Annotated in this window: 2 protein-coding genes; both read left to right on the top strand. The window is 65.5% G+C overall.

The genetic code is table 11. From position 1 onward, the window contains the following. Positions 1 to 1,251, top strand: a 1,251-nt coding sequence (locus QX108_RS33370; RefSeq protein ID WP_315787707.1) for an AMP-binding protein, incomplete at its 5' end; no start/stop codon positions are given. Further along, a partial coding sequence (locus QX108_RS33365) for a non-ribosomal peptide synthetase (protein ID WP_315787705.1) occupies positions 1,251 to 5,943 on the top strand: 4,693 nt, incomplete at its 3' end. The genes QX108_RS33370 and QX108_RS33365, both read left to right, overlap by 1 nt.

The following is a 5,943-nucleotide window of genomic DNA, read 5'->3' as shown; positions in this document are numbered from 1 at the left end:
GACGTCGTGCTGCAGAAGACGCCGTTCGGCTTCGACGTCTCGGTGTGGGAGTTGTTCTGGCCATTGACGCAAGGCGCGGAGCTGGTGATCGCGCGTCCCGGCGGGCATCAGGATCCGGCCTATCTGTCGGAGCTGATCGAGCGTCACGGCGTGACGGTGATGCACTTCGTGCCGTCGATGCTGCAGGCGTTCCTGGAAGCAGGAGAGCTCGGCCGCTGCGGCAGCCTGCGCGAGGTGATCTGCAGCGGCGAGGCGCTGCCGGTTGAGACGCAGAACCGGTTCCTGGCCGCGTTGCCGAGCCGGCTGCACAATCTGTACGGCCCGACGGAGGCGGCGGTCGACGTCAGCTTCTGGCCGTGCCGGAGCGAGCCGGAACAAACGCAGGTGCCGATCGGACGGCCGATCAGCAACATCCAGCTCTACGTGCTGGACGCGGATCTGGAGCCGGTTCCTGTCGGCGTGGCCGGCGAGCTGTATATCGGCGGTGTCGGATTGGCGCGCGGCTATCTGCATCGGCCGGGACTGACGGCGGAGCGGTTCGTGCCGAGCCCGTTCGCCAGGGGCGAGCGGCTGTACCGGACCGGCGACCTGGCGCGATGGCGGGCGGACGGCGTGCTGGATTATCTCGGCCGTCTCGATCATCAGGTGAAGCTGCGCGGCTTCCGCATCGAGCTCGGCGAGATCGAGGCGGCGCTGCTGGCGCAGGCCGGCGTCGCGCAGGCGGCGGTGGTGCTGCGCGAGGACGGCGGCAGCAAGCGGCTGGTCGCCTATGTGGTGGCGCAGCCGGACGCCGTGACCGACGGTGACGCTCTGCGCGGTCAGCTTCAAAGGATCCTGCCGGACTACATGGTGCCGTCGGCGATCGTCGTCCTCGCGTCGCTGCCGCTGACGCCGAACGGCAAGCTCGACCGCAACGCGCTGCCGGCGCCGGAGCGGCAGGGCCCGGCGGAGACGATGGTCGCGCCGCGCAATGCCACCGAGGCGACACTCGCCGCGATCTGGCGCGACGTGCTCAAGCGCGAGCAGATCAGCGTCACCGACAACTTCTTCGCGCTCGGGGGCGACTCGCTCTCGGCGACCCGGGCCATCGCCCGCACGCAGAAGGAATTGAAGCTGAACGTGCCTCTCAAGGCCATGTTCGAGGCGCGGACGCTCGAGGAGCTTGCCGAGCGTCTCGACGTGCTCGGCTGGGCGAATGCGCGAAAGGATTCACCCAAAGAAGACGCAGAGCTCGAGGAAGGAGTCATCTGATGATCGAGAAGCTGCTCTCCTCGCTCCGCCAAGACGGCGTCCAGATCTGGTCCGAGAACGGGCGTGTGCGCTACCGCGCGCCGAAGGGGGTCATGACGCCTGAACGGCTTGACGAGCTTCGCACACGCCAGCTGGAAATCGCGACATTCTTGCAGGAGGCGAGTTCGGCGGGCGAAGAACTGCCTCCGATCGATGCGGCGCGCAGTGGTGACCTGCCGCTGTCCTTTGCGCAAGAGCGTCTCTGGTTTCTCGAACAGCTCGGCCTCGCGGGGGCGTCCTATCACGTCGCCATCGCCATTCGCATGGACGGCGATCTCGATGAGGAGGCGTTGCGAAGAACCTTCGATGTCATCGTCGGCCGGCACGAGGTGCTGCGGACGCGGTTCGAGACCGTTGCCGGACACCCCCGGCAGATCGTGGACGCCGAAGCATCATGTCCGTTCGAGCTGATCGACCTCTCGACTCTCACCGGGGAAGCCCAGGCGGCGGAAGTGGACCGGCAATCGCTGGCCCATGCCACCCAGCCGTTCGATCTCCAAGCGGCCCTGCCATTGCGCATTCGGCTGCTTCGCCTGGCGGCGCGCCGGCACGTGCTGCTGCTCGCCATGCACCATATTGTCTCCGATGCCTGGTCGACTGAAATCCTGATCGGCGAGATCACCGTGCTCTATAACGCGTTCTGCGCGGACGAGCCGTCTCCGCTCCGTCCCCTGCCTGTGCAGTATGCCGACTACGCGCTTTGGCAGCGTCGCTGGCTGGCCGGCGAGGCTCTCGAACGTCAATTGCATTATTGGACGGAGCGCCTCGCGGGCACGCCGCCTCAACTCGAACTGCCCGTCAGCCGATCGCGCTCAGCGTCCGCGGCCTTTGCCGCCAAGACCTACGCGTTCAGTCTCTCCGAAAAAATGACGGCCGAACTGCGGGTGCTCGCCCGTCGTGAGACAGCCACATTGTTCATGGTTCTGCTCGCAGCTTTCCAGCTCTTGCTGTCGCGCTACAGTGGCCAGAACGACGTGGTGGTGGGATCGCCGGTTGCAGGCCGACGGCGGCACGAACTACACGACCTGATCGGCTTCTTCGCCAATATCCTCGTCCTCCGGGCGGATTGTTCCGAAAGTACGCGCTTTGTCGATCTGTTGGCGCAGGTGAAGGACGCCGTGCTCGACGCCCATGCGCATCAGGATCTGCCGTTCGAGCGGCTGGTCGAGGCGCTCCAGCCTGATCGGGACCTCGGCAGGCATCCGCTGGTCCAGGTGATGTTCGCGCTCCAGCAGGAACCATTCGAGGAGCTGACGCTTCCCGGCCTGCGGCTCACGCCGATGCCTGCGCCGTCGGAGCAGACCAAATTCGATCTGACGCTGCACGTCTATGAGAAGAAGTACGGGCTGGCCGTTTCGATCGAATATGCCGCCGAACTCTTCGATGCCGAGACGATCGCGCATCTCGCCGCCCATTTTCAGCATCTGCTGGAGGCAATCGCCGCGGATCCGCATGCGCGGCTGGCTGACCTTTCCTTGATGCGGGACGCTGAGCGTCTCGATCTCATCTTCGGCATGAACCGGACGGCGCGGCCGTTCCCGCGTGATGCGGCGCTCGACGGCCTGTTCGCTGCCCGGGTTGCGCGGTGTCCGCAAGCGATCGCGATCGTCGACGGCTCGCGCAGCATCACCTACGGCGAGCTCGATCGGTGGAGCAACGGCATCGCCGCGACGCTGGCTGAACGGGGCGTCCGCGCAGGCGCGAGCGTCGGACTCTCCGGCGATCGATCAGCGGGCCTGATCGCCGGAATGCTCGGCATCATCAAGGCCGGCGCCAGCTATGTGCCGCTCGATCCCGGCTATCCGGAAGAGCGGCTCGCCTTCATGGTGAAGGATGCAGGGGCGACTGCCGTGGTCGCAGGGCGCGGCGGCGCGGCTCCGGCAGGCCTGCCGGTCCTGCATGCCGAGGATGTGAAGCCCATCGAAAGCTTCGCCGCTCGATCGGCCGGCGGTGAAGCCATTGCGTACATCATGTTCACGTCAGGCTCGACCGGTGTGCCCAAGGGCATTGCCGTGCCTCATCGCGCCGTTTCCCGACTGGTGCTCGGAACGGATTATATCGAGCTTACCGCAGACGATCGTATTGCCCATCTCGCCAGCCCATCCTTCGATGCGGCGACGTTCGAGCTATGGAGCGCTCTCCTGAACGGCGCCGCGCTCGTCATCATCGACCGGGACACCGCCTTGGCGTCGGATCAACTGGCTGCTGCGATCCACAGTCACGACGTCAGCTGCTTGTTCGCCACGACAGCGCTGTTCAATCGGTTGGCGCAGGATGTCCCTGGCATCTTCGCCCGGTTGCGCGTGGCTCTGTTCGGCGGCGAGGCGTGCGACCCGCATGCGGTGACCAGGGTTCTGGCTCATGGCGCTCCGGAACGTCTCCTGCACGTCTATGGACCGACCGAGGCGACGACGTTCAGCACCTGGATGGAGGTCGATCATGTCGTCCCGGGCGCGCGCACCATTCCGATCGGCAGACCACTCGCCAATGGCAGCTGTCACGTCCTCGACGGCCGATTGCAACCGGTGCCCATCAACGTTCCGGGCGAGCTCCATGTCGGCGGCGACGGTCTCGCGCACGGCTATTGGGGACGACCGGCGCTGACGGCCGAGAAATTCACGCCGGATCCGTTCGGCCGGCCCGGCAGCCGGCTCTATGCGACCGGCGATATCGTCAGGCGCTTGCCGGACGGCAACATCGAGTATCTCAGTCGGCGCGACGGACAGGTCAAGATCCGCGGCTTCCGTATCGAACTGCAGGAGATTGAATCCGTCTTGCGCCAGTCGCGTGGGGTCGGGCAAGCAGCGGTTCTGGTTCGAGAAGGTACGACCGGTACGCAGCTCGCTGCCTATGTCGTGCCGGTGCCGGAGGCGCGCCTTTCAGCGGAGCAAATCCGACATCACTTGAAGCAGTCATTGCCTGATTTCATGGTGCCCACGCAGCTGGCGATCCTGGACAGGTTGCCATTGACATCCAACGGCAAGCTCGATCGCGCGCGGCTTCCCGATCCGGAGGATGCGCCGGGCCACCGGCACGCGACGCCGGCAACCGTGACCCAGCAGATGCTGGCCGTGATCTGGTCCGATGTTCTCGGCGTGGCGACGCCGGGTATCGACGATGATTTCTTCAGCTCCGGCGGGCACTCGCTGATGGCATCCCGTCTGGTGGGACGGCTGAATGCGGCGTTCAACGTGAACCTGCCGCTGCGGACTGTCTTCGAGACGCCGACGATCAGGTTGCTTGCGGCGGCCGTCGAGCAGGCGCAGCGCGACGAAGTGGAAATCGCGCCGCCGCCGCTGAGCGTTGCAGCACGGACGTCGTCGATTCCCTTGTCCTACACGCAAGAGCCATTGTGGTTTCTCGAGCAGGTCGGGCTGGTCGGGACTGCCTACAACATGGCGGGGGCCGTGCGGCTGCAGGGCCGAGTTGACATCGAGGCGCTGGAGGAGGCTCTGCAGGAGATCGTGCGCCGTCATGACATCCTGCGTACACGCTTCGACGCTGTAAACGGTCGGGGCGCTCAGATCATTGAGAATGGGAGTGCGTTCCGGTGCGAGCTCATCGACCTGTCTGCCCATGGTGATCAGAGCTCGAATGAGGATGTGCAACGGCTCATCCGAAATCATGCGAACGTGAGGTTCGATCTACGGGCCGGACCGCTGATCCGAACGACGATCGTCCGTCTGAGTGACGAAGAGCATCTGTTGCTGGTCAACCTTCACCACATCGTCGCCGATGGCTGGTCGGTCGGCGTCCTGCTCCGTGAGCTCGGACATCTCTATGCCGGCCGCACCGGTTCGCCGCAATCGCCGCTTTCGCCCTTGCCCGTGCAGTATGCCGACTACGCCATTTGGCAGCGGGACTGGCTCGACGGGCCGGTCGGCGAACGCCATCTGGATCATTGGCGCCGCCGCCTCGCCGGCGCAACGACGGTGCTGTCGTTGCCGACGGACCGTCCGCGCCCCGCGGTTCAATCCTTTGTTGGTGCAACGTCGCGCTTCGTCGTGCCTCAGGACCTGTCCAGGCAGCTGAGCGGCCTGGCGCGTCGCGAAAGTGCCAGCCTCTATATGGTCTTTCTCGCCGCCTTCTCGGCGCTGCTCGGCCGCTACAGCGATCAGCGCGACATTCTGGTCGGCTCGCCCGTGAACGGACGCTCGCGGCCGGAGCTGGAAGACCTGATCGGCATGTTCGTCAACATGCTGGTCATGCGTTGCGATCTCTCCGGCGATCCCGCATTTCGCGACTATCTGGCTGCCATCAAGGAGACGGCACTGGATGCCTATGCGCATCAGGACTTGCCGTTCGAAAAGCTGGTGGAGGCGCTGCAGCCGGAGCGGGACTTGTCGCGGCAGCCGCTGTTCCAGGTCTGTCTGTCATTCGAGAACATTCCGTTCGACGAGTTGGAGCTGGCGGGGGTGACAATCAGCCCGGTGGCGGCGGATCAGCATCTCACGGCGAAGTTCGATCTGACGCTCTTCGTTCGCGAAGCGACGGACGGAATCGCGTGCACCTTCGAATACGCCACCGACCTGTTCGACGCCGCGACGGTCGCACGGCTGGCGGATCACTTCGTCCAGCTGCTGCAGGAGATCGCGGCGCGGCCGGAGGCGCGCCTGTCCGAGCTGAGCCTGCTGAGCGCCGTGGAGCGGCAGC

Source organism: Bradyrhizobium sp. SZCCHNR1002 (genome assembly GCF_032381435.1).
Taxonomy (GTDB): Bacteria; Pseudomonadota; Alphaproteobacteria; order Rhizobiales; family Xanthobacteraceae; genus Bradyrhizobium; species Bradyrhizobium aeschynomenes.
The sequence above is the reverse complement of the archived record's forward strand: the minus strand, read 5'-3'. Positions and strand labels throughout refer to the sequence as shown.